The sequence below is a fragment of the Paenibacillus sp. A3M_27_13 genome, assembly GCF_024213315.1.
In the GTDB taxonomy this organism is placed as follows: Bacteria; Bacillota; Bacilli; order Paenibacillales; family Paenibacillaceae; genus Paenibacillus; species Paenibacillus polymyxa_B.
Genome location: NZ_JANAVE010000001.1, coordinates 1,133,734 through 1,157,662, shown reverse-complemented (window position 1 = coordinate 1,157,662; position 23,929 = coordinate 1,133,734). Strand labels below are relative to the sequence as shown.

The window sequence follows — 23,929 nt, the reverse complement described above, 5'->3', positions numbered from 1 at the left end:
ATGAGCGAGCAAAGGGATGAATCAATCAGCAATCAAGCGATAAGCAGGGAAGTAGACACATATACGGGTAGCAAGACGACAGCACATATTATTTCGCATACCCACTGGGATCGGGAGTGGTATTTGCCTTATGAGAAGCACCATATGCGCCTGATTAGCCTGATGGATTCTCTACTGGATAAGCTGGAGCAGGACCCGGATTATAAAAGCTTTTATCTGGACGGGCAGACGATCATTCTGGAGGATTATCTACAGGTTCGCCCCGAGCATAAGGAACGGCTGGAGCAGCATATTCGCAATGGTCGTATTTTTATCGGACCCTGGTACATTTTGCAGGATGCTTTTCTGACCAGCGGCGAAGCCAATGTACGTAATATGCAGATCGGGCACCGCGATGCTGAACGTTACGGCAATCCGTCCAAGATCGGATACTTCCCCGATACGTTTGGTCTGGTTGGGCAGACTCCGCAGTTAATGCTACAGTCGGGGATTACGAATGTTTTCTTCGGAAGGGGCGTAAAGCCCACAGGGTTTAACAATACAGTGTCGGATAGAGGCTACGAGTCCTCCTTTTCGGAACTGTTATGGACGGGGCCAGACGGATCGGAGGTACTCGGTATTTTATTCGCTAACTGGTATTCCAACGGCAATGAGGTTCCGGTAGATGAGGCGGAAGCCAAGGTTTATTGGAAGCGTAAACTGGATGATGCGCAAAAATATGCTTCAACTGGCGAGCTGCTGTTCATGAACGGATGCGATCACCAGCCTTTACAGCTTGATTTACCGGAAGCAATCCGTACGGCACAGAAGCTTTATCCGGATATCGAGTTTATTCATTCTAATTTCAACGATTATCTGACCTCTCTGAAACGGGCTTCCCAAAGGCAACTCTCGTCAGTGAAGGGAGAGTTTCGCAGTCAGCGCACGGACGGCTGGGGAACGCTGGTGAATACGGCTTCTGCCCGGGTGTATTTGAAACAGATGAACCAGTTGGGACAAGTGATGCTGGAAAAAGTGGCTGAGCCGCTTGCAACCTTCGCGCATCTGTTGGGGCAGGCTTACCCTCACCATTTGTTCACCTATGCCTGGAAAACACTGATGCAGAACCATCCGCATGACAGTATTTGCGGCTGTAGTGTGGACGAGGTGCACCGTGAGATGGTGACCCGGTTTGATAAGAGCCGTCATGTAGCCGAGAGCATTGTGGATGAAAGCATTGAGGTCATTGCGCAAGCAGTGGATACGACGGGCTTCAGTCGCTTTGGAGAAGATGCGTTGCCACTCGTGATTTTTAATACGTCAGGATGGGAACGCAGTGGTATAGTGTCGGCAGAACTGGAAGTGGTGCGTCTGTACTTCCGTGAAGGATACACGCTTGAGGAGGCCTCTCATCGAGCGAAGAAAGTGGATCTTTCCGGGCGCGTACTGGTGGACAGTGAAGGGTGTCCGGTGGCATGCAAGGTGGAGGACCTCGGGCTACAGTTCGGTTATGATTTGCCGGATGATCGATTCCGCCAGCCTTACATGTCTCGTCGGGTTCGCCTTACCTTTGAGGTAGAACGTGTGCCCCTGCTAGGCTTAAAAACCTATGCTTGGCTGAGAAGCAATGTCGAGACTGACTCCTCTTCACTTTTTCAAGGCAGTCGAAGTATGGAAAATGATTTGCTTCACGTCGAAATTGCGGATAACGGCTCTTTTACCCTGAGGGATAAGCGTACAGGCTGCAGCTACAAAGACCTTGGCGTATATGAAAATGTTGGTGATATCGGCAACGAGTATATGTTCAGACAGCCCGAGGGAGAGCAGGCGCTGACCACCGAAGATTTGATCGCTGACATCCGTGTGCTTGAAGATACACCTTTTCTCGCATCCTTGGAGATTATCCATCATTGGGAAATACCGGCCTCTGCGGATGAAACGCTGGGGCAGGAGCAGCGAGAGCTAGTTTATTATCCGTATCGTCAGGCTCAGCGCTCCCGACAGACTGTTCCGCTGACGATACGGACTGTCATTTCTTTATCTCGGAACAGCAGGGGTGTTTCCATGGAAACCACCTTCAACAACCAAGCCAAGGATCACCGACTACGCGCGCTGTTTCCGACAGAAATACACTCTGGTCAGCATCGGGTGGACTCCATGTTTGAAATTGCAATCCGGGACAATGAACCCTCACCTGAGTGGGAAAACCCAAGCAACACACAGCATCAGCAGGCGTTTGTGGATGTAAGCGGGGAACAAACCGGTCTGATCGTGGCCAATCTCGGGTTGAATGAATATGAAGTGCTGCGTGATGGACGTAACACGATTGCAGTAACGCTGCTTCGCTCAGTTGGCGAGCTGGGTGATTGGGGATGGTTCCCGACGCCGGAAGCGCAATGTCCAGGTGAGCATACCGCCCGTCTGGAAATCATTCCACATGATGGCGACGGTATTCAGTCCGGCGCGTATAGAGAAGCCTATCAATACCAAATTCCTTGGATTGTAAAACAAACGGGGATTCATGAGGGTACAGTTGCTCCAGATTATGCGCCGTTTGATTGGAAAAGCACGGAGCTTGCCTTTTCCTCTATGAAAATGAATGAGCTGTCGGGGGATGTGCTGTTACGCTGGTACAATATGAGTCATAGTATAGCCGAATTAATTATCAAGCCCAGGACGCAGCAATACGATTTTTATAAAAGTAATATCCTCGAAGAACAAGGAGAAGACATCGTAATGGATTCTTCTGATGAGTTACTTCAGTCTGTAAAGCCGCATGAAATTATCACACTAGGTTTTAAATTGAAGACTTAATAATAAAGAGAAGAAGGCCATAGCAATAGGATAATATACCCCGATGGAATAACTTATCATCGGGGCTTGTTATCCTATGGCTAAAAGTAAATAGTAGATAGGTTTAGCAAATTCTTTAAGCCCATGAGCATCAAAATTTTTGAGTTACATAGCAAGTCCAACTATGAAGTTGCCTATTATAATATTCTTTATTTTTGCATCACTGTTATCTTACTTATAAATTTAAGCGCTTTCTACCGATATATATAAATATAGATATCATCACGTTCTGTGATCTGCTTCATTGTGTTGTTTGGAGGGCAATGTCAAGGAGACCGAGCGGAAACTCGTGAAAGTTGAGAGCAGCGTGAACTATTATCCATAGACGATCTGGAGGGGTTTGGATGAGTAACAAGCTATCAGACAGGACTAAAAAAGGGAAGGGTTTTAGAGATTTAAAGGTTACGACAACGATGATCTCCATGATTGTAATCAGCTTAGTGGGTTTACTCATTGTATCGTTGGTAGGGGTTATCGGTATGTATCAAGCTAAAGAGGGTCAAGGTATTTTGTATGTGGATCGCTTTCAACACCAAACGAATATTCTTGAAGTCAAAAGTGATTTCTATAATATGCGGGCTAATTATACAAAAACACTCGACAATAAGGAGTACACAGATAAACAGTATAAGCAGGTGCAGAAAGGAAAAGATAGCGTTACAACCGGACTAAATGAATTCTCACAAAGGAATTTGGATGCTAAGGAACAGAAAATGTACGAGGAACTACGGGGGAGTATAGACACATATTATCAGGATATTGAGCAAATCATGGCAGTCAAAAAAAATAGCGGAACGTATGACACGGAAGAGAGAGGCCGGATTAATAAATCCAGTACGGCAATTGTTACGATGCTGACTACGATTTCAGATTATAACAATGAGCAATCCGCCAACTTATATCAAAATACGCAAAATGAGATTAAAATGCGTACAATTGTTTTGATCACAGTTCTGGCCCTCGTGCTGGCTATTCTTATCACCATCTCCTTTGCGGCCATTCGAAATATCCGTTTCCGGATGAGTACAATTACGAAATACTGTGAGGAGATTACCCAAGGAAATTTAACGGCAGCACTTGATCCTGCCTTGCTTAAAGGAAATAATGAGATCGCTGTGATTGCGCGTGCCATTCAACAAATGACAGATTCAACCTCAATGGTCATTACGGGGGTTATCAAAGAGTCACGCCAAATTAACCAACTGAGTGATCAGACGAATCATAATATGACAGATCTCAATGAGCGGATTAGAGATGTATCTGCCACGGTCGAACAGCTGTCAGCAGCTATGGAAGAGACTTCGGCATACACCGAAAATATGAACCATTCGGCGGAAGAAATGCAGCGGGCAGCAGAGTACATTTCGGTCAAAACTCAAGAAAGAGCTCAGTCTGCCCATGATACAAGTGTAAAAGCCGAAACATTGAAGCATGCGGCAAGTGAATCCAATAAAGCGGCCAAGGAAATTTACCGGAAGGCCAATGAAAAGATGAAGGAAGCGCTAGAACGAGCCAAGGCCGTAGACCAAATTCGTTTACTTTCTCAGTCCATCTTAGAAATTACGGCACAAACCAATTTGCTGGCTCTAAATGCATCCATTGAAGCGGCTCGTGCGGGTGAGTCAGGTCGAGGGTTTGCGGTTGTGGCTAACGAGATTCGCAAGTTGGCAGACGGCTCCAAACACGCGGTAGACCAAATTCAGAGTGTTACTCAAGAAGTTGTGCAATCGGTAGAGAATTTAACTACTAATGCCGAAGAATTACTGCACTTCCTGCAAGCCCAGGTAGGCAAGGATTATCAGCTGCTTGAGGATACAGCAGGACAATATTACAATGATGCCGTGGAGCATACGAACACGGTCAATGATTTGAACGCCACCTCTAAGCAGGTGAATGCAACCATCCAAACGATGGTGAGAGCGATTCATGAGATTGCAACAGCCAGCGAACAGTCCGCTATATCCACTCAGCACATTGCAGAGAATATGGTTTCATCGACGGAGAAATCTCTTGAAGTGGCACACCAGTCTGATCAGGTGAAGGGAAGCGCTGCCCGACTGAATGAACTGGTCGAAGGCTTTAAAATTTAACGAGACAATATATAAAGACTTTTACATCGAAGAAAAACAGTTGGGGAGCCCTAAAAAGGCTCCTTTTTAAGTTTACCCTCCCAACGTTGCTTTTGGATTACAGTCAAGAACTCGTATCCTGCAACTCTTCCTGTTCAGCCATTTGCATCAGCTTATAAATCTGACGAGTTGTGTTCACATTCCGCACCGTCATTTGCTGATACAGCTTGGTTCCGACTAATTTCGTTAACCCGCTTTTTGTGACTTGTTCTTTGCTGACAGAGTACAGAACGGCCCCGGTCGTATATATTACATGGCCTATTCCTGTTTTTAAAGGAAGCTTGTCCAGAACGGAAATATCGTTAATTTCATCCCACAGAAACATTACATCACTTTTCATCTGTGTATCATTAGACCATTCATTCGGCAGTGCCTCCATAATGCTCTGAATCTCTTTCATATTACGAACGATGACGCGGATGGGTAAGCTAAAATCCTCCAGAATCGCCTGTTCCAATATGAGTGAAAGCTCCTGGTTAGACTGGGTCTGACTAGAAAAAATAATGTTTCCAGAATTAATGTAAGTTGTCACATGCCCCATACCTGCATTTTCAAACGTTTGCTTGAGCCTCTTCATCTCGATCTTGTTGTTGCCGCCAACATTGATGCCCCGCAGTAATGCGATATAGATCATAAAAAGTCCCACCTCTCTTCAAAAAAAAGGATTTCTAACAAAGGGATAGGTATTCCATTAAATACGTGGTTTGATTTTCGCTCAACAGCGGATGCAGCAGCGGTTTTACGTGCTCGATATATTCTGCTTTGGTTTCGTAGGTCTCCTCATATTTCAATTCTCCCTTAAAGGTACAGGCACCTTCAATCAGGATGGAGAGAGCCGTAAAGAAGTTAGCTAAAGAGTCAGCAATCTGCTGCGGGACACCGCCTTCGAAAGCAGCATATACAGGGGAACCGAGTGCGCTAGTATCGACAATGACTGGATCGTCATTAAAAGTGGCAATCACGACATGATGGGGCGGCCACGAAGAAGATTCTTGGACAAGCTCACCAGATGTAATCCAGCGATAGCCCAGCTGTTGGCGATACAGATGTTCTGGTGCGGCAAAAAAGAGAACCGCGGCATCCCCGATTTCAACTGCTGCATTTTTTAATTTGTGTGTTCCCACTGCCTTAGCATCGATCATTTCATAATGGCTATACAGATACTCAAGTTCAGGGGATACAGGAATCTGGTTGTCCCAGCAATCTGATATTTTCTCCATCCGGGGCTGGATGTCGTGGTTTTGGAACAGCCCATAGGCTTCATTATATAAGTTTTGTTGTTGTACAAAACAGGCCAGAGCTTCGCTTAACTGTTTCATAGGTGTTCATTCCTTTCTAATTGTAGGCTATGACCTCCGACAATAACGTTTCATTTCTAGCCTAAAGATATCATAATATAGATTTGGAGAACATATGTTTCTGTAATTGTGCCGCCTTGCCAGTCTATCCAGATTAATTTTACAATATAGGAGTTCGAAAATGTTTTGTGCTTAGTTTAATATGCTCAGGCTTACTTGTAAGGAGGATAAGCATGTCATTTTCTAAAATATACGATTACAAATTAAGAGCTTATTTTAATGAGCGTATTTCTGATTTAAGTCATGAATATCTATTTTATTCTTATCCCGATCAAGAGCAAAATTTAAGAATATTAACCCTGAATATAAACGAGCAGAATTATGTTTCTCTAGTGCGATGGCATGATCTGTTTGACAGGTCGCTATTTACAAAAATGGATCATCCCATTCTAAGCGTAGCGGATGCTGAACGCCTGATTCGATTGCTTTCGTTCATTTTTAATGTTTTTGATATACATAAAGATGTTGCTTATAGGAGAAAAAACGTATTTTGTTTTTATTATCAATATCAAGTTTCACATCTAAGAGAGAGAGGCAATGAATTCACGTTTGCTCAGGACAGACTACTTTTCCTCCAACATCTTTTATTTGAACTGGGTTTAGGTGACGACATTTATGATCGCCTGACGATTGAAAATAATAGGATCATGTACAGAATGGAAGACGCACAACATTATGATCTGCACATTCTTATTAACATTTTGCATGAGCATATTAACAAAAGTAAGATGGATATGGATACACAAGCAGCGCTGGAAAAAATAAAATTTTTACAAGGCCAATGGGTTAACTTTATGCTGGGTAGTCATGATGTATATGATTTTCCATTCGATGATTTCAACAAGCCATTTGTAGAAGCAACGATGTTTATGCAAGCCTACAAATCTAATAAAAATAGGGTATTAGAGGTGCTGATAGACTGTATCAATGAGCATCAATCTCCAACAGAGCAGTTCATCTCCCATTTGATCTTGATGAATTACTCCTATTTTGTTCTCAAAAGAGATCCTAGCGAAATTACATATCTTAAGTTGTTTTGCAAGAAAAAACCGGGAGTTTTTATGAAAGTATTAACTGCATTGCTTGAAATCAGATTTTTTGTCGATAAAGCAAGCTTCACAAATGCGGGTATAGATTATTATTTATCAAGAATAAAAGGGGTTTAATGATGCCATTCCATCACGTTTCTTTACCTGATTTACCACCGTCTATCGGACGCCTTACAGCCATTCATCCACTAAAGGGTGACTCTCAGGAAAGCATAACCCTGCTGGCACTAAACACACAAGCAGAACTGTGGAGACTAGAACTTCGCTCTGGCAGCGCAGAATTTAGCACACGTATTTGTATTCCTGATTTTAATCCCATGCAACCTGTCCAAATGGTTACCAGTTCCGACGGCAGCTACGTAGCTATCTCCAATCGTTTTGGACGGCATGCGGCAGTGTATGATTTAGTCCATGCTCAAGAAAAAATGCAATTATCACGGGACGAATATCACTACGATAAAAGTATGTTTCCCCTGGCATTTGTACACCAAGATGGTGCATGCATTCTTGTTCATGGGAAGGAATGGAACCGGCTTGACCTGACGGATATAGAAACAGGCATGCTTTTGACAGCAAGGCCTACCCCTGTTTATAACAGCGACAGCAAAAATGAACATTATCTAGATTATTTTCATGGGAGGCTGCTGATTTCACCAGGGGGAAAGTGGATTGCGGATACGGGATGGGTGTGGGCTCCGATTGGAGTGGTCCGAACTTGGTCGTTATCGGATTGGCTGCTGAATCCATGGGAATCGGAGAAGGGGCCGTCGGTTCGCGATCTTTGGCAAACCATAGATTGGGATGGGCCAGTGTGCTGGACAGGACCCGATACATTGGCGGTTTGGGGACAGATGGATGCTGATTTACTGGAGGAGGAAGATTGGGGAGAGGAAGGAGTTGAACCGGCTGTTGTCCTATTCGATATGACCCAGCCAGGGTACCGACGTGTGCTTCCAGCGATTCCATCTCTAAATTGTGAGCCTGTTGAAGACGGGACTTTTCCTTTTCCCCAAGCGGATATGGCCATTTGTGGTGACCGATTATTCTTATGGGGAAAAGGAGTCTCGCTTCAGGTATGGCGGCTTTCAAGCGGTGTGCGGGAATATGTAGATACGGAGCGGTTTCCACTCGTTTACCATCAAGAAGCAGGAATTTTCATTGAATTGAAACCGGATAGCCGCTGTAAAGCCTTAAGCTACGAATAAATGGCAGTGTCGGGCTTCCTTCCTGGCGAGATGGGAAAATATGCGTTAGTTATTACATTTGAAAAGGGGCGTAAAACCAAAATGGCACTTATCAAGGATCGTTTTTTGGGATGCCTGGTTGGGCTGGCAGTGGGTGATGCTTTGGGAACCACTGTGGAATTCAGCAGTCCAGGTACATTTGAACCTGTAACGGATATCGTGGGCGGCGGTGTCTTTGGGTTAAAGCCGGGGCAGTGGACGGACGATACGTCGATGGCGCTCTGCTTGGCCGAGAGTATGGTGCGAAAAGATGGCTTTGATCCGGCAGACCAAATGCGCCGATACACCAATTGGTACCACTTGGGGTATATGAGCAGCACGGGAACGTGCTTTGATATCGGTGGTGCAACGAGAACAGCACTGCATCGCTTCGAAGCTACCGGAGATCCGTACAGTGGGTCCGTTGACCCCATGACTGCCGGCAATGGCTCTATTATGAGGCTTGCACCTGTGGCTATGGCCTATGCGAACCGTCCGAAAGAGGCGGTGATGTACGCTGAGATGAGCTCGCGAACCACCCATGGAGCAGTCGAAAGTGTGGAGGCCTGTGCTGTGCTTGCTTCAATCCTTGTGGCAGGTTTGCGAGGAGCGGACAAAGAATCCATGTTATCGGTGGACGTCTGTTATAAGTGGCGGCAGGACGAGCCCGCTTATTCGGCAGCCATTGAAGAAATAATTCGGGGATCTTACCGGTATAAAGAGCCGCCCGAAATACAAGGAACCGGGTATGTCATTCGTTCCCTTGAGGCTGCGTTGTGGGCATTCCACCATTCGACTTCATTTGAAGAGGGAGCACTGCTGGCAGTGAATCTGGGGGATGATGCTGATACGACTGGGGCGGTGTACGGGCAAATTGCAGGAGCTTATTACGGAATAAGCGGTATCCCGAGTCGTTGGCGCGAGAAGCTGGCGATGAAGGAGACAATAGATGAGCTGACTGAGGCTTTATGGCAGAAGGTCGAGAAGGACCAAACCCTCCAAGGGGAACATCTATAAAGATCAAGCTGGGCTGCTTTTCTTATAAAGCAGAGCCCAGCTTGTTTTTTTTTGTTTGCTATATCGCCATACTTCCGCCCTACTCAGCAACATGCCGTTATGACAAAATGAGTTCAATACAAATAACACTTCACTTTTTTGACCTTTCAGAGGAGGAATTACCTTGTCACATCCACATAAACAGCTTCATTCATTTGTTGATATTTCCAACGATATAAAAGGATTTGAGATCGTTTCGACCCAATTTGGCCCTGATGGGCGCGTGTATATTTTGCTGATTGATAAAGTCCCAGAACGAGTGCGGGGGATGTTCACGCCTGCCTCATTGAAAGACAGACATACTTACAAGGTACTCATCCTAGACGATCACATTCAAGAAGTGTGTGTGGAGGGGCAGCAGTTCAACTATCATTATGTACAGCCTCTAAAAAATCATTTGTTACTCGTCGGAGCACGGTGCCATTATTACGGACCTGGTCAATACGATCTAAATGGTAAAATCCTTGATTATGAAGGTCATACCGTCAATGAGATGTTGCTTGGAGACGGCATCCAGAGTGTTCAGGTAACAGAAGAAGGTACGATCTGGACCAGTTATTTTGACGAAGGTATATTTGGCAATTATGGTTGGGTTGAGCCTGTTGGGTCCTCCGGCCTTGTTGCCTGGAATGAAAAGGGAGATAAAATATATGAGAACCAAGCAGCAGCTATTGATGATTGCTATGCATTAAACGTAGTCAGCGAACAGGAAATCTGGTTTTATTACTATTCAGACTTTTCATTAGGACGTATTTCCGGTAGTGACCACACGAATATTACGTTTATGAATCCGAGGATTTCCGGCTGCTCTGGGGTGGCTACAGATGGATATCACTTTTTATTCGACGGCGGGTATGGAAAGAGTGGACAATATGTCCTGAAAAAGAATGTGAAGCCAGGTAGTTTGAGCAAAGGGCAAAACATCCGTTTTTTAAATGACGATCAAGAGTTTCTTCAGCCGCACGAACAGGATTTTAGAAAAAACCGCCTGCTGCTCCGTGAAGGTTCTCTGCTGTACCAGGTGGCTATAGAAGAGTTAGCGTAAAAACCCACGTCAGACGTGGGCTTTTTTGTTGATTGAAAGTAATTTGAGCCTATATTCTTGTTTTAAATTCATGGATATTGCCAAAGAGGGGGTATCGATAAGCAGCATGATAATTTCGTAACCTTACAGTTTTTTTTCCGTATAAAGATAAAAACATGATCCAAGTTCGTTCCCTCAGGGAGAAATGCAACCATGTTTAACAAAATGAGAAGTTGAGGTAATGCATTATATGAATGAAAAATTACAAGCCAATACAGGATATCAGCTGGCTGAGCGGAAGGCGATTCAGTATTTTGCATTACTGTATGATCAGGTCTTAGACAAATCTTATGTGACTACCCTGACAGAAGACATTCAAAAGTGGAAAAAAAATCATATTCATCATTCCTCATGGTTATCCTTTTTTTCACGGAGAAAGAGAAAACCTGATACTCGGGACTATAATAGATACATTCAATGGCTGAATTATACAGGCAAATTGGATGATTATCTGGACCGAAGTGTCTCCTATATTTATATGAGGGACCTAGGCAAAGCTCTGGATTCTCCTGACACACATACCCGGATTCAGCGTGTCATTGCAGACGTAAAAAAACACTTGATCCAATCCACCCGTGCAAACGGGGGAGACCAACCGGAATTTATGAATTTGGCCGGGGTGTATCGGTGGGCCCAGAGGGAAGGTATAGAAACCGCGATAATTTGGGTGATCAACAAACTTAGGTCCGTATCCTCCCATATTCCCAAGGAGATGGATGCCGAGCAAGCCCAGCGCAAACTGATTAAGATCATTATCGGGGTTATTCTGCATGTGATGGAAGAAATGGACGATACAGTGTTGCCTGTGGAACGTGCTCGCAGACTTGATGAAGCCATCAGGCTTGGGTACTCCTATGGTCTAACCTATCCTTTCATTGATGATCTTCTCGATTCTCAGGTTTTGACGGTTGAAGAAAAAGAACAATATTCCCGTATGATACGTGCCGCGCTTCTCAGTGGATCTGTGCCTGAGTTGGGCGATTGGACCGGAAATCATATGGAGTTGATTCAATACATACATTCGGAGCTCTCGGGTGCATTTGAGTATATTAAGAAACGTCAGCGGCCAGACACACAGCAAACATTTTTCGAGCAGTCCTATGTCTTTTTTCATTCTCAAGATATTGACCGTATTAAGGACCTAACGAGAGCTACTTATACCAATGAAGAGCTTTATATACCCGTTATTTTGAAGTCTTCCTCATCCCGATTGATTGTCCGTTCCGTGATTAGTGCTCCTGCGGATGAGGGGTTTGAGCAACGAACATTCTTTTATGGTATCTATAACCAGCTTGCTGATGATTTTGCGGATATGGTTGACGATATGAGAGACGGTGCGGTAACACCCTATACCTACTATTTAAAATATCATCATCAGAGATCGGATCTTATCAATCCCTTTGAATTATACTGGGCGGTTATTTCCTATTTGATCCATAACGTATATGACTCCGATGCCATGGCTCGTGAGGTGATACTGGATCGTGCAATGAATGGACTCAAACGTTATAAAGAACGTGTAGGTATTGAAAAGTATGATGAAACGATGGAGATCTTTGCATCCGGAAATCCGGAATTTAATAATCTCATTCAGAAGATGGTACAAAAAGCGGATGATGTAGATTTCTTAGATAAGCTGCTTCGGGATCAGATGATTACCCATCTGAAAAACGATGCGAGGGAAAAGGAAGACTTTTTCAATACGGTCAAAATGGTCCGTGAGCAGATTAACAACCAATTGAAAATTACCAAGCCTCAAGGGATTCCGGCCATGAAAGAACAGCTTATTGAGGCTGCAAATTACAGTCTCGAAGGGGACGGGAAGCGGATACGGCCTATATTGACTTGGGTCATGGGCGTGAACGAATATGGATTAGATGCATCGGCAATCGTGCCTCTTCTGAGATCACTGGAGTATATGCATACCGCATCCCTGATCTTTGATGATCTTCCTTCCCAGGATAATGCGTCTACCCGTAGAGGGCGTCAGACCTTGCATCAGGTGCACAATAGCGCCACCGCGGAACTAACCGGTCTGTATCTGATCCAGAAGGCGATTGGGGAACAATCGTCACTTGACCAGTTCAATGCTGAAACGGTGCTTGCTTTGATACAATACTCGGCCCAGAAAGCAGAAGATATGTGTATGGGGCAAGCGATGGATCTGGATTCCAAAGGAAAGGCACTGACCTTGGAGCAGCTGAATATGGTGTGCTTTTACAAAACAGGAGTGGCGTTTGAGGCTTGTCTGGTTATGCCAGCCATGCTTGCACAGGTCAAGGAGTCGGAAATTGCTGCTTTGAAGAAATTTGCCTATCATATGGGGATTGCTTTTCAGATTAAAGATGATTTACTTGATGTGGAAGGAGATATGCTCTTACTCGGAAAACCTGTTGGCCAAGATTCTGATAATAACAATTCGAATTTCGTGTCCATCCTCGGTCTTGAAGGTGCCAGTAAAGAGATGTGGGAACACTATTGCCTCGCTATGGAAGCATTGGAAGAGATCCCACGTAATATTGCTTTTCTGAAGCACTTAATACATTATGTCGTGAACAGGGACCGTTAAAAACGAGTGTACCCCAATGCTCCACAAGAGTAATGGGGTATTTTTACGTTGAATGTGAATATCTGGTGACTTCAGCACCCCATTTTGCCCATTATGGTGCATTCTCCCTTATAATAATACAAAATAGACGAGGAGATGAACTCCAGATGAAAAAAGGAATCTTGGTCGCTTCAGGGTTGGTTGTTGCCGCATTGGGGACGTACCTAATTGCAGGAAATATTCAGAGAGAAGGAGCGGAAAAGCTCGGGACAACAGATATCAAGCAATTGGTGCATGATATCAGTGCAGGCAAGGCAACAGCCCAGTCCGCTTCCATTAATTCCAGTCAGTTGATTGTGACAGGGGACGATACTCAGACCATGAATTATGATTTGCCTGACAACGAGTTTTTTGTTTCGATTGCACCATATGTGGAGCAGACCCACCCTTGTGCAACTCATAGTCTAACTGGCTGCCAAGGCGAAATAAAAAACGAAACGTTCAATGTGACCGTTCACGACTCCGAAGGGAAAGTCATCATGGAGAATGCCGCCATGAAATCACAATCCAATGGTTTTATTGATCTATGGCTACCGAGGGATAAAACATACCGCATTAGCGTGAATCATGAAGGTAAAACGGCTGAAACTGAATTCTCTACATATGAGAAAAACGATACGTGTATCACAACGATGCAGTTGGGTTAACGACGGAGGATGAGGGTTGAGCTTACGGATCGCTGAAACGCTCTAAATCCGCAAAACTCTGCGTTCTCATATACAGCTTTTAGTAAAGAGCCTACGTCTGACGGAGGCTCTTTGTGCTGTCCTAATCTTTTGCTGGAGTTACCGAACAGGTTGGGAGGGAATCTATGAGGAATCAGATAGCGAAACTTTAAATTGTGTATACTAAAAACCTATTAAAACAACTGCAAACTTCCGACATATTATCTAAGAGCTTTTCGCTCAATATTCCTCGGGGAGATGGCAGCATGTCACAAAATATTAAGAAGCGCGTAGTTAGATCATCCAGCATCGCCAACACATTGGCCATGGTCTTGTTAGTCATTATCGTTGTCGTCTTTGCAACCTTGGGGACGTTCATGTTTGCAAGCACGCAAAGCATACTTGTCAAGCAGCAAGAGGCCATGCTCCAGACCAAGACGCAGGCCGTTGTCACTCAATTCGATGCGTTGTTTAAGGAAAAGGGATCGCTTGTCAAACAAATGTCAACGAACAATCTTTTTAAGCAATATTTAGAAACCACCCCATCGGCAGAAATGGTGAAAACTTCTCCTTATGCTGCGGAAACAGTAGCGACTCTGGCAGCCATTGTAAAGGCAGAGCCATCTTTTGCCGACGCCTGGATTGCAGGAATATCTGGTAAAGGCTTCTTTCTTCAGAATGATGGTGTTGCTTCTAAACCGGATTTTGATATTCATACACGCCCATACTTCAAGCCAGCTGTTGAAGCAGACGGTTTATACTACTCAGAACCCTATAAGGACGTCAATTCGGGTAATGTGCTCATGGGCATTTTCTATCCGATTAAAGATAGCAGTAACCAATTAATCGGATTTGCTGCTGTCGATATTGCTTTCAAAGACATCCCTGCCGTTATGCAAAGCTATTCGCTTGGAAGCACAGGTTATTCGATTCTTGCGTCCAAAACAGGTGATATTTTGTATCACCCCGATCAAAATAAAGTGCTGAAAGAAAAGATTAACGAAAGCACAGGTGATCTTGGGGAGATTGGAAAGAAAATGATTGCTGGTGAGTCCGGAGTACAGCTAATTAATGATAATGGGGAACCTCGTTATATTGGGTATGCAACCAGTAAAGATACGGGGTGGTCTGTAGGCTTAACCATTTCTGAAGAAGAGGTGCTCACAGAATTAAAAACCTTTACCTGGCTTACCATTGGCGGTTTTGCGGCAGCCACCATCCTGCTTGTTGTGATTTGTTATATAACGCTCCGTTATCTGTTGAGATCAATCCCGAAATTGCTTGCAAAAATCAAGCTGATTGAAAATGGAGATTTGACCGTTCAGTTTGATACGCAATCCAATAATGAAATCGGGCAAATTTCTCAAGGGATTTACAATATGGTTCAAAAAATTCAAGGCATGCTCCAAATGGTGGGCGGCTCAGCTCAAGTCTTGAATCAGTCTTCTCATGATTTGCAATCCATTTCTTCCAGAACCGCGATCACGATGAACGATACTGCGACAGCAATTAATGAAATTGCCAATGCAACGAACTACCAATCCATCGAAACGGATAACATTTTACAAAAAACTGGTGCATTATCCGGCCAAATTGACGAAATTGCCAATGATGCCAAAGCCATTGAAACGATGGTACAAATCTCTGCTGAGCAAAGCGGACAGGGGCTTGCGGTAGTAGATCAGTTATCCAGATGGGCGGAAGAAAATCACAATTCCACACAAGCGATGTCGTCTATTATTCAGGAGATTGATCTGAGCCGTCATGAGATTTCCAGCATCGTCGATACGGTCAACCAAATTGCAACGCAGACCAACCTGCTGGCGCTCAATGCTTCCATTGAAGCTGCACGTGCAGGAGAACAGGGCAAAGGGTTTGCTGTTGTTGCCGGGGAGGTTCGCAAGCTGGCTGAGCAGACTGCACTGGCGACACAGGAAATCTACAAGAAGGTCCGTGTCATCGAAGAAAAAACCAGTGTATCAGTTGAGCATACGGTTCACGGTCTGAAAATTGCAGAAGAAAACGCGAGATCGGTGGAGGACACGAAGCAAGTATTCTTTAGCATTAACAAGGATTTGGAAGATTTGAAATTGCGAATGATCCAGATCAGCACGAACACTTCCAAAGTCCACAAGCACAAAGATGAGATTTTACAGGCGTTGGAGATCATCTCTTCTACCACAGAAGAGAATTCCGCTTCAACCGAAGAGGTTAGCGCCAGCACGCAGGAACAATTGGAAAGCTTCGGACAGGTTGCTGAACTATCCAAACAATTAAACCAATTGTCCAATAAGCTTCAAGACGAATTAAAACAGTTCAAGGTTGAGTAACATGGTAGGTGGAGGCGATGCTATGGTATGATGTGACGGAGGAACTGGACAAGTAAAGGTAAGACATTTTATGATAATGTAAATTGGACTTAATGGATCAATAATTTACTCCGAAAGAATCAGGGACTTAAGATGAATATCCATCTTAAGTCCCTTTTTTTTGTGTAAAATTAGATTTCCAATTTTTTGAACGGCTGATATACTAAGGAGGCAAGTGAGATGAAGATAAACCTACTTTATCGGGATAAAAAAACGATCGGCGGGACGCGTAGGCTGATGCGGTTCCCTTTTCTTCTGAACGAGGTGAATGGAACCCGGATCAGCGGCAAGAAATGCGCGATGCATTGGTGGCAAGGGGCTACAGCAGCAAGACGATTAAAGCATACATATCGCAAACGGAACGCTTTTTTGCAAGATTGCAAGGGACCGAAGCAAGCATAAATGATGCGACGGTGCAAAAATATGCGTTGGCGCTGCTCGAAAAAGGCCTTTCGTACGCTTATGTTAACCAAGCGATCAGCGCGCTGAAATTTTACTTTCGCCATGTGCTAAAGCAGCCCAAATCCGCCGCCTATGTTCGTCCGAAAAAGGAGAGTAAACTGCCAGATGTGCTGTCCCTGAATGAGGTTATGCGTCTGTTGAAAGCAGTGAAAAATCTAAAGCATAAGGCTATTCTGTACCTGACGTATACATCCGGGCTGCGGGTAAGCGAAGTGGTGAGGTTGCGTCTTGAAGACTGCGACCGTGAACGGAAAGTACTGAAAGTTCGTCAGGGAAAGGGCAAGAAGGATCGGCAAACGCTGCTATCCGAAGCGGCTTTTGCGGTGGTCGAGCAGTATATAGGGGGGGAGCAGCCAGCAGACTGGCTGTTTCCAGGGCAGAGGGAAGGCCGCCACCTGACGGAACGTTCAGCGCAGAAAGTGTTTGAAAAAGCGCTGGCTGAAGCGGGCATTCGCAAACAGGTGAGTATCCATTCGCTAAGGCATTCCTTTGCGACCCACTTGCTGGAGAATGGGATTGATCTTCGCTATATTCAGGAACTGCTAGGGCATCAGAGTGTGCGAACGACGGAGCGGTATACACATGTGAGCAGACGGGACATTGGGCGGATTCAAAGTCCGTTGGATCGGATGAGCGGGCTGGAGGATTGAAACGCAGAAAGTGCCGGAATAAGGAGAAAAGTGCAGGATTCACGAAGTTCGTGAATATGACAAAGAGAGTATTCTTTCGGAAGTTCGTAAATAAGACGTTATACGAAAGATCATTAGAGTGAAATTTATGATGGAGGTTATTTAAATGAAGATGGTTATAATCTTTGGCCCCCAAGCAGTGGGGAAGATGACAGTAGGGCAATGTTTAGAAGCAACAACAGATTTAAAACTATTTCATAATCACATGTCTATTGATTTTGTGTCTCTATTTTTTGATTACGGCACACCTGCCGGAAAGCGTCTGGTTAGTCTAATCAGGCAAGAGATTTTTGAAGAAGTGTCCAAAAGTGAACTGGAAGGACTCATATTTACGTTTGTATGGGCATTTGATCTTCAAAGTGATTGGAACTACATTGAGCAGGTTTCAAACCTATTTGAATCGAGAGGAGGAACCGTGTACTTGGTTGAACTAGAGGCCGACTTGGAAGAACGAAAAAAACGAAATACGACTGAGAATAGATTGATACATAAACCAACTAAACGAAATGTGGAGTGGTCGGAGGCTGAGTTGATTGAAACTCATGAAAAACATAGGTTGAATTCATTACCCGGAGAGATTACTAAACAAAATTATATAAGGATTAACAACAGTGGGTTGGAAGCAAATCAGGTAGCTGAAATGATAAAAGAAAGATTTAAGTTTTAAGGTAGAGAGTCTATCAAAGAAAAATGATCCTTCGTATAACATAATATTCATGCTACGGCTCCCAAGGGAGCCTTGGTCTGCGGATGGATTTCAGGGAGGAATTCCAGCAGACACACCCAGCATATGCTGGGCGTCACGAATACAGGAACGTTATACGACAGAATTGAAACGAAAATTCATACTAAAATAAAAGAGGATTACAAGTGAACATTCAGAATATGTAAATAAATTGTGAGATCAACTTTGAAAGTGGAGGTTATTCAATTGAATCAAATCGTTAAAAGTTTTCTTGATACGCACATCAAAGAATACGGAATTGAACATTTAAAGCAAGAGGTAGCTTTTGAACACTTTTGTAATAGATTAATTGTTAATAAATATGTTATAGAAAGGTTTTCTCCTGAAGATACGATGACTGACGCTGGAGAAATTGGACTAGATGGTATAGCAATAATAGTAAATGACATACTAGTCAATGATAAAGACACACTAAATGAAGCATTAAAGCTTTCTGCTAAAATTGATGTGAAGTTTATTTTTTTACAAGCTAAAACAAGTGATAAGTTTGATGGTGATGAAATAGGAACTTTCTGTTTTGGAGTTAAGAGTTTCTTTTTACCTAAAGAACAAAGACCAAAAACAAATGATAAAATTGAAGCGTTAATAGAGATTAAGGATCAAATTTATACAAAAAGTATTGATTTCTCTTCCAAGCCAGAATTAAATCTGTTTTTTATTACTTGTGGTAAATGGAATAGTGAGAATAATCTTAATGATAGAGTGAAAATAGAGTGCGATTATTTTGAGAAGACGCAAGATTTTGGGGATGTTAATTTTTATCCATATGATAATGAAAAAATAATAATTACCTACAAGGAATTGAAAAAGAAAATAAGTAAAATGATAGTCATGGAAAAAAAATTCACATTTCCTAGTATGCTTAATATAAAACAAGCATATGGTGGTTTAGTTAAATGTAATGATTTTGTGAATATATTAGAAGATAACGAAGGGAATATGTTAAGAAATATTTTTGAAGACAATGTAAGAGACTTTCAGGGGTATAATCCGGTGAATAAAGAAATTCGCGGTACTATTAATGATACTAATGAACAAAAATGGTTTTCTGTACTTAATAATGGGCTTACAATAATTGCAAAGAAAATTGAATCAACAGGAGACGAAATAGAAATATTCGACTACCAAATTGTAAATGGATGTCAAACTAGCTACGTATTGTTTGAGAATAAGGATAAATTTACTGATGCAATGCATCTCTTTGTTAAAATAATTGAAGTAGAGAATCAAGAAGTCTTAGATAGAATCATTTATACAACTAATCGACAAACAGAAGTTAAGTCAGAAGCATTTGCTGCCACTAGACCATTTCATAAGGGGTTAGAGGATTACTATAATTCTATAGAGCCGCAGTATCGTTTGTATTACGAAAGAAGATCCAAACAATATGATTTAGTAGACAATATCAATAAAAATAATGTAGTTACACTCTCTACTCAAATAAACTCCTATATATCTATGTTTTTAAATTCTCCTCATAGTACACATCGTTATTATGGAGAGTTATTACAAAACTACAATAGGCAGTTATTTGTTAATGATAGTTTATATGAACCATACTATATTTCTGCTTATTTTCACTATTTCGTAAATAACTATATAAAGTCAGGTGATGTTTCAAAGCCCAAATATCAACGCTTTAAGTATCACATAGTTTGTGCAATGAAGGCTTTATCAGTTGGAAAGGAAATGCTTCATCCGAACAGTCGTAATCTAAAAAGGCAATGTGAAGCTTTATTCAAGAAAATCAAGTCGGATAACGATTTGAAGGAACTGTTTATTATTGCTACTTCTTGTTTAGACGAGGCAATATTGAGGAATCCTAACATAAATCCGGATAACTTGCACCGCAGTAGAGAGGTTACACAGACTTTACTAGAGGTTGTTTCAGAGTATTCACAGGCTTTAAATAACAGAGATTATTTAAAAAATGGCGATGTAGTATCTTGTGTAGTAAAAAAAATAGAGAATCATTACTTTCTAGTAGATATAAAAACTGATGATATAAGAACTAATGGCTCAATACACATTTCGAGGATTGCTGATCGATATGTTAAAGATATAAGAGATGAAGTAAAAATAGCAGATATAATTCAAGCTAAAATAGTTAATGATGACTACTACGAAAAATGGTTTGGATGGGAATTATCAATGGTTTTGAATTGAGTTTATTTTAGGAAAAGGTTTATTTAAAGAGTTTTTTTGAGATCTTTTTTTATGAGTTGGTTTGTGGCATTTAAAACAACTCCATAAAGGAGGATCTTTTTTGAGCTTAAACATTACTTAATTTGTAAGATCATTTTTAGGGAGTAATGCCGTCGTATAACATAATCTCACGCGTGGGCATTCGCTAGACAATCAGCATATGCGCTGGGACGTTAATATAGGAACTTTATACGACAGAATCAAATAAAAGAGAAGCGTTTGGTTCTCAAGTAGAAGTTATATTTAATTCATTATGTAATTGAAGAGCATCCTTAAAACCTTGCAAGTAGATTTCACGTTCTAGGATTGTTTGAACAGAGAGGTCTGCATCATCGTAAAGAAATAGAGTTTTATGCATATCCTGAGGTAGAAGTTCATGTAACTGTTTGAAGTAAAGATTTCGGTCAGATGAGAATTGATTATAGATGGGGTTATTCTTGAGAAGATCGCTATATAAGGCTTCAATTCGATTACGAATCACCGAATCAAGTAAGACTTCTAAAGAATTGTGCATAAATGATCACCGTCCATTATATTTTATTTTGCGAACAAAAATTCAACTTATTGAATATTATTTTATCATAATGAAAAATATAGTCAATACATATCAAAGATATTTTTGATTAAGGAAATATATTTTCATATAATTAAAGAAAAATTCAATTCGAATACGAAGGAGTACCAAATGATAAGTTATAAACCATTTCAAAAATTATTGATTGACAGGGAGATTAAGAAACAAGATTTATTGAAAATGACGGGGATTTCATCAGCAACGATGGCAAAACTCAACACGAATGAGTATGTTTCTTTAGAAGTCATTGATAAATTATGTACGGCATTGGAGTGCCAACCTGGAGATCTTTTGGAACATCTAACAGACCTATGAAAAAATAGAATATAAGAGGATGTTGGTTAACTCGAAGATGTAATTCCGTCGTATAACAACATATTCAAGCAGCGGCTCCTTCGGAGCCTTGGTCTGCGGATGGATTTCGAGGAGGGATTTCAGCAGACAACCCCGTTGGGGTTCGTGAATACAGAAACGTTAGGCGAAACTGAGCTTAAGGAAGAAGGAATATAATGCAGTTAATACATAGAAGAGGCTGGGGAATATTCGAGGATGAAGAAGAGGTTTATTTTCATCTAATGGGTGAAAAAGGTGAAGAGCTTGGTTATGCTAAGTGGTCCAATTCACAGGTGAATACTATTTCTAAACAAGAATACTTTTATCATAAGTACGGTCCATACTATGTTGAAATCATGAATTACTTTCAGGACAATCTAACTGATTCATGCAGGTCATTAGATGGCTCCGTCTATGTATCAAACTACCAACAATCAGACATTCATAAGTTTGATAGTAACGGAAATCTACAATTTATCCATCAAGATATGTTTGATACAGTCTATAGTTTTGCTGTTTCTGAGGATCTGATTTGGGTTGTTTACCCAACAAGGAATACAATAAAGTGTTATAACCTTAAAACATACAAAGAATTGTATTCTATAGGAGACATTGAAGGAACCTTATTTAACTTACCTGAAAGTATATACTTTTACGATGAACTTCTTTACGTCTGTGATATGGGAAATCAACGAATATGTACTATAGATCCGAAGAGTAAAGTAATAAGTTCTTATAAAGAATTTAGAGAACCGGTATGGGAATATATAAGATCTAATAACTATGAGATCGTAAGACTGAAGTCAGGAATTTTTCGGGTATAACTGTCTGCATCGCCTAACATCACATTCCTACTGCGGGGCATTCGCCCCTTGGTCGCCGGAGGCATTTCAGGGGAGAGGATTCAGACGACACATTGATTTCCCAAAGATAAGAGCTATCTAAGGGAAACCAACGTCAGGAATGTACATACGTTATCGGAAAGATATGCAATTTTAAAAACCATTGAGGAGATGTTTCAATGAAGATAATTAGCGGAGTTGTTGATGCAACTGCAACTGCATATTTTTTGTCGTACAAATGTTTAATGAATAAACACTTAGAAGAGTGTGAATATAATAGCGATTATTTTTCAGCTTATTTTGTCCCTGCAATTACTACAGCAGCATTTTCATGTGAGCTTGCTCTAAAGAGTATTTGTCAATCTCTCAATGGAAAAGCACCAAAAGGTCATGATCTATATAAACTTTTTAAGACGCTTGATGAATCTACTCGAAAAGATATTATGAATCGAACGATTAATGCGTACAATCTTAAATCTGAAATTCTTAAAGTAGACGATCGAATTGATGAGAATGATTTTAACAATTTATTAACTTACCACAAAGATTCTTTCACTATATGGAGATATTTTTATGAAGGTAGTCCGAGTATAGATTTAGATTTTATTGAGGCATTAATGTTCTGTTTGAATAAGATAGAGGACGATTATTCAAGTTACATCATTAACCAGTTATCGATAAGGGCAAAAAAGATTATTAAGACAATCTAGAGTTTATTCAGGAAGGCATATCCATCCGATAACAAAGTGTTCACGCATCGGCGGACAAGCCGCCTTGGTCCCGGAAGAGAAGTCGGAGAAGTGGTTGCCGGGACACATCCATTCACCCAACCGCATCACGGCTGGACGAGATCGTGCTAGCCGCACGACTCAGGCTGCTTAGGGTGAATGGACGTCGTGAACACAGAAACGTTATGTGAAACTCCTTGTAAAACTAAAACAAAAAGGACTGATCCTTATGAATAACACTAAATCGTGGCTGGAAGAGATAATAGAGGCATTAAATGAGCTTGGTGGTGAAGGGACATTACAAGATATTTATACTCAGATTGAGGATCGGAAGCAAATGGAGCTAACAAAGGCTTGGAAAAATACTGTAAGAAGGACTATTTATGATAATACGAAAGATAGTGTAGGGAGACGAGATGTTTTTTATTCTGTTGAAGGTAAAGGTAATGGCATATGGGGGTTAAAGGATTTTGAAGCTAACAAAGAAAATATTGAAATAACTGAAGATGATACCGGATTTCCTGAGGGCAAGAAAAAATTAAGGTTGCATTTAAGTAGAGAGAGACGACCAGCGGTCGTAAGAGAGGCAAAAAAAATATTTAAAGAGAAAAACGATGGTAATTTGTTTTGTGAGATATGCGGTTTTAATTTTTCTTCTGTATACGGTGAGCTAGGAGAGGACTTTATCGAAGGTCACCATGTAATTCCAGTATCCGAGTTGAATGAAGACCATAAAACCAAGGTAGAAGATATCGCAATGGTTTGTTCAAACTGCCATAGAATGCTGCACAGAAGAAGACCTTGGTTAACTAAAGATAAATTGAGAGATCTAATAAAACATTGATGTAGCATTTCAGGAAGTCAAGGAGCATCACATAACATAATATTCACGCTGCGGACATTCGTCCTGGGTCCGGCATTCACCGGACACCCAGCATGCGCTGGGTCGTGAATACGGAAACGTTATCAGAAATTCAT

General features: G+C 41.9%; 20 protein-coding genes. 17 read left to right on the top strand and 3 right to left on the bottom strand.

Annotation, left to right across the window (positions count from 1 at the left end; all coding sequences use genetic code 11):
* Entirely contained in the window at nt 1-2,793 is a 2,793-nt protein-coding gene (locus tag NLX82_RS05155; protein WP_254347564.1) for an alpha-mannosidase, read from the top strand.
* A 383-nt stretch (nt 2,794-3,176) separates the two neighbouring features.
* Complete coding sequence (locus NLX82_RS05150) at nt 3,177-4,922, top strand: methyl-accepting chemotaxis protein (protein WP_076264737.1); 1,746 nt, start codon at nt 3,177-3,179, stop codon at nt 4,920-4,922.
* A 103-nt stretch (nt 4,923-5,025) separates the two neighbouring features.
* Here the strand turns inward: NLX82_RS05150 and NLX82_RS05145 are convergent, their stop codons facing one another.
* Both NLX82_RS05145 and NLX82_RS05140 read right to left on the bottom strand, forming a co-directional pair.
* Nucleotides 5,026-5,595, bottom strand: a complete 570-nt coding sequence (locus tag NLX82_RS05145; protein ID WP_076264736.1) for a DUF1697 domain-containing protein — start codon at nt 5,593-5,595, stop codon at nt 5,026-5,028.
* A gap of 34 nt (nt 5,596-5,629) precedes the next feature.
* A complete protein-coding gene (locus NLX82_RS05140) occupies nt 5,630-6,280 on the bottom strand; it encodes a hypothetical protein (protein WP_076264735.1) in 651 nt (216 codons plus the stop codon).
* 212 nt (nt 6,281-6,492) lie between these two features.
* Here NLX82_RS05140 and NLX82_RS05135 point away from each other — a divergent pair, with 212 nt between their 5' ends.
* The 11 genes from NLX82_RS05135 to NLX82_RS05085 all read left to right on the top strand — a co-directional run bounded on the left by NLX82_RS05135 (nt 6,493) and on the right by NLX82_RS05085 (nt 20,435).
* Nucleotides 6,493-7,485 carry a hypothetical protein gene (locus tag NLX82_RS05135; protein WP_076264734.1) on the top strand — a complete coding sequence of 331 codons (993 nt, stop codon included), beginning with the start codon at nt 6,493-6,495 and terminating at the stop codon, nt 7,483-7,485.
* A 2-nt stretch (nt 7,486-7,487) separates the two neighbouring features.
* Nucleotides 7,488-8,573, top strand: a complete 1,086-nt coding sequence (locus NLX82_RS05130) for a hypothetical protein (RefSeq protein WP_254347563.1) — start codon at nt 7,488-7,490, stop codon at nt 8,571-8,573.
* 81 nt (nt 8,574-8,654) lie between these two features.
* A complete protein-coding gene (locus NLX82_RS05125; protein ID WP_069081179.1) occupies nt 8,655-9,608 on the top strand; it encodes an ADP-ribosylglycohydrolase family protein in 954 nt (317 codons plus the stop codon).
* Between the two features lie 163 nt (nt 9,609-9,771).
* Nucleotides 9,772-10,692 (top strand): hypothetical protein, encoded by a 921-nt coding sequence (locus NLX82_RS05120; RefSeq protein ID WP_069081131.1) that lies wholly within the window; start codon nt 9,772-9,774, stop codon nt 10,690-10,692.
* Between the two features lie 220 nt (nt 10,693-10,912).
* Nucleotides 10,913-13,300 (top strand): polyprenyl synthetase family protein, encoded by a 2,388-nt coding sequence (locus NLX82_RS05115; RefSeq protein WP_254347562.1) that lies wholly within the window; start codon nt 10,913-10,915, stop codon nt 13,298-13,300.
* Between the two features lie 146 nt (nt 13,301-13,446).
* Nucleotides 13,447-13,986 carry a CueP family metal-binding protein gene (locus tag NLX82_RS05110; protein ID WP_254347561.1) on the top strand — a complete coding sequence of 180 codons (540 nt, stop codon included), beginning with the start codon at nt 13,447-13,449 and terminating at the stop codon, nt 13,984-13,986.
* A 284-nt stretch (nt 13,987-14,270) separates the two neighbouring features.
* The gene (locus NLX82_RS05105) at nt 14,271-16,334 is read left to right on the top strand and encodes a methyl-accepting chemotaxis protein (protein ID WP_254347560.1); all 2,064 of its coding nucleotides are present in this window, start codon (nt 14,271-14,273) and stop codon (nt 16,332-16,334) included.
* A 219-nt stretch (nt 16,335-16,553) separates the two neighbouring features.
* On the top strand, nt 16,554-16,775 hold the full coding sequence (locus NLX82_RS05100; RefSeq protein ID WP_254347647.1) for a hypothetical protein: 222 nt from the start codon (nt 16,554-16,556) through the stop codon (nt 16,773-16,775).
* Nucleotides 16,682-17,485, top strand: coding sequence for a site-specific tyrosine recombinase/integron integrase (xerA, locus tag NLX82_RS05095; protein WP_483312055.1), 804 nt, complete (start codon nt 16,682-16,684; stop codon nt 17,483-17,485). The genes NLX82_RS05100 and xerA overlap by 94 nt, the downstream gene beginning before the upstream one ends.
* A 145-nt stretch (nt 17,486-17,630) precedes the next feature.
* Nucleotides 17,631-18,191, top strand: coding sequence for a DEAD/DEAH box helicase family protein (locus tag NLX82_RS05090; RefSeq protein ID WP_220025694.1), 561 nt, complete (start codon nt 17,631-17,633; stop codon nt 18,189-18,191).
* A 264-nt stretch (nt 18,192-18,455) separates the two neighbouring features.
* The gene (locus NLX82_RS05085; RefSeq protein ID WP_254347558.1) at nt 18,456-20,435 is read left to right on the top strand and encodes an AIPR family protein; all 1,980 of its coding nucleotides are present in this window, start codon (nt 18,456-18,458) and stop codon (nt 20,433-20,435) included.
* A gap of 265 nt (nt 20,436-20,700) precedes the next feature.
* On the opposite strand, the gene NLX82_RS05080 is transcribed toward NLX82_RS05085, so the two are convergent.
* Nucleotides 20,701-20,988 carry a hypothetical protein gene (locus tag NLX82_RS05080; RefSeq protein ID WP_254347557.1) on the bottom strand — a complete coding sequence of 96 codons (288 nt, stop codon included), beginning with the start codon at nt 20,986-20,988 and terminating at the stop codon, nt 20,701-20,703.
* A gap of 171 nt (nt 20,989-21,159) precedes the next feature.
* On the opposite strand from NLX82_RS05080, the gene NLX82_RS05075 reads away from it, so the two are divergent.
* The 4 genes from NLX82_RS05075 (at nt 21,160) to NLX82_RS05060 (ending at nt 23,795) form a co-directional block, all read left to right on the top strand.
* Nucleotides 21,160-21,363, top strand: a complete 204-nt coding sequence (locus NLX82_RS05075) for a helix-turn-helix domain-containing protein (protein ID WP_254347556.1) — start codon at nt 21,160-21,162, stop codon at nt 21,361-21,363.
* A gap of 194 nt (nt 21,364-21,557) precedes the next feature.
* Entirely contained in the window at nt 21,558-22,205 is a 648-nt protein-coding gene (locus NLX82_RS05070; RefSeq protein ID WP_254347555.1) for an NHL repeat-containing protein, read from the top strand.
* Between the two features lie 197 nt (nt 22,206-22,402).
* Nucleotides 22,403-22,933, top strand: coding sequence for a HEPN domain-containing protein (locus tag NLX82_RS05065; protein WP_254347554.1), 531 nt, complete (start codon nt 22,403-22,405; stop codon nt 22,931-22,933).
* Nucleotides 22,934-23,180: 247 nt separating this feature from the next.
* Nucleotides 23,181-23,795, top strand: a complete 615-nt coding sequence (locus tag NLX82_RS05060) for an HNH endonuclease (RefSeq protein ID WP_254347553.1) — start codon at nt 23,181-23,183, stop codon at nt 23,793-23,795.
* Nucleotides 23,796-23,929 lie beyond the last annotated feature (134 nt).

Coding starts and splice junctions, on each gene's coding strand:
- NLX82_RS05155 (WP_254347564.1), top strand. CDS start 1: ATGAGCGAGCAAAGGGATGAATCAATCAGCAATCAAGCGATAAGCAGG.
- NLX82_RS05150 (WP_076264737.1), top strand. CDS start 3,177: ATGAGTAACAAGCTATCAGACAGGACTAAAAAAGGGAAGGGTTTTAGA.
- NLX82_RS05145 (WP_076264736.1), bottom strand. CDS start 5,595: ATGATCTATATCGCATTACTGCGGGGCATCAATGTTGGCGGCAACAAC.
- NLX82_RS05140 (WP_076264735.1), bottom strand. CDS start 6,280: ATGAAACAGTTAAGCGAAGCTCTGGCCTGTTTTGTACAACAACAAAAC.
- NLX82_RS05135 (WP_076264734.1), top strand. CDS start 6,493: ATGTCATTTTCTAAAATATACGATTACAAATTAAGAGCTTATTTTAAT.
- NLX82_RS05130 (WP_254347563.1), top strand. CDS start 7,488: ATGCCATTCCATCACGTTTCTTTACCTGATTTACCACCGTCTATCGGA.
- NLX82_RS05125 (WP_069081179.1), top strand. CDS start 8,655: ATGGCACTTATCAAGGATCGTTTTTTGGGATGCCTGGTTGGGCTGGCA.
- NLX82_RS05115 (WP_254347562.1), top strand. CDS start 10,913: ATGCATTATATGAATGAAAAATTACAAGCCAATACAGGATATCAGCTG.
- NLX82_RS05110 (WP_254347561.1), top strand. CDS start 13,447: ATGAAAAAAGGAATCTTGGTCGCTTCAGGGTTGGTTGTTGCCGCATTG.
- NLX82_RS05105 (WP_254347560.1), top strand. CDS start 14,271: ATGTCACAAAATATTAAGAAGCGCGTAGTTAGATCATCCAGCATCGCC.
- NLX82_RS05100 (WP_254347647.1), top strand. CDS start 16,554: ATGAAGATAAACCTACTTTATCGGGATAAAAAAACGATCGGCGGGACG.
- NLX82_RS05090 (WP_220025694.1), top strand. CDS start 17,631: ATGAAGATGGTTATAATCTTTGGCCCCCAAGCAGTGGGGAAGATGACA.
- NLX82_RS05080 (WP_254347557.1), bottom strand. CDS start 20,988: ATGCACAATTCTTTAGAAGTCTTACTTGATTCGGTGATTCGTAATCGA.
- NLX82_RS05075 (WP_254347556.1), top strand. CDS start 21,160: ATGATAAGTTATAAACCATTTCAAAAATTATTGATTGACAGGGAGATT.
- NLX82_RS05070 (WP_254347555.1), top strand. CDS start 21,558: ATGCAGTTAATACATAGAAGAGGCTGGGGAATATTCGAGGATGAAGAA.
- NLX82_RS05065 (WP_254347554.1), top strand. CDS start 22,403: ATGAAGATAATTAGCGGAGTTGTTGATGCAACTGCAACTGCATATTTT.
- NLX82_RS05060 (WP_254347553.1), top strand. CDS start 23,181: ATGAATAACACTAAATCGTGGCTGGAAGAGATAATAGAGGCATTAAAT.